Here is a 299-nt window from a genome sequence, read left to right on the forward strand (position 1 = left end):
TGAACCAATTCCATCGACGGGAGGGCTGCAAAATGTCGAAGGCCATGGCGGCCGAGCGCTGGGAGGCGCGGCCCACGGCGAACTCCATGACCATGACAGGCAGCCCCAGGATAACCAGGAACACCAGGTACAGCAGGATGAAGGCCGCACCGCCGTATTCGCCGGCAATATAGGGGACGCGCCAGACGTTTCCCAGGCCGATGGCGCAGCCGGCGCTGATAAGGATGAAGCCCAGGCGTGAGGCAAAGTGCTCGCGGGGGGCGGTGGCGGTAGATTGCCCGGTGGTGGGGATAAGATCG

At 64.2% G+C, this 299-nt stretch carries 1 pseudogene; it reads right to left on the minus strand.

What is annotated here, in order from left to right:
- A pseudogene (locus PZH32_RS13030) lies at positions 1–292 on the minus strand (sodium-dependent transporter); the annotation flags it as partial.
- Between the last annotated feature and the right edge of the window lie 7 nt (positions 293–299).

The sequence above is a fragment of the Adlercreutzia equolifaciens genome (assembly GCF_029076695.1).
In the GTDB taxonomy this organism is placed as follows: Bacteria; Actinomycetota; Coriobacteriia; order Coriobacteriales; family Eggerthellaceae; genus Adlercreutzia; species Adlercreutzia equolifaciens_A.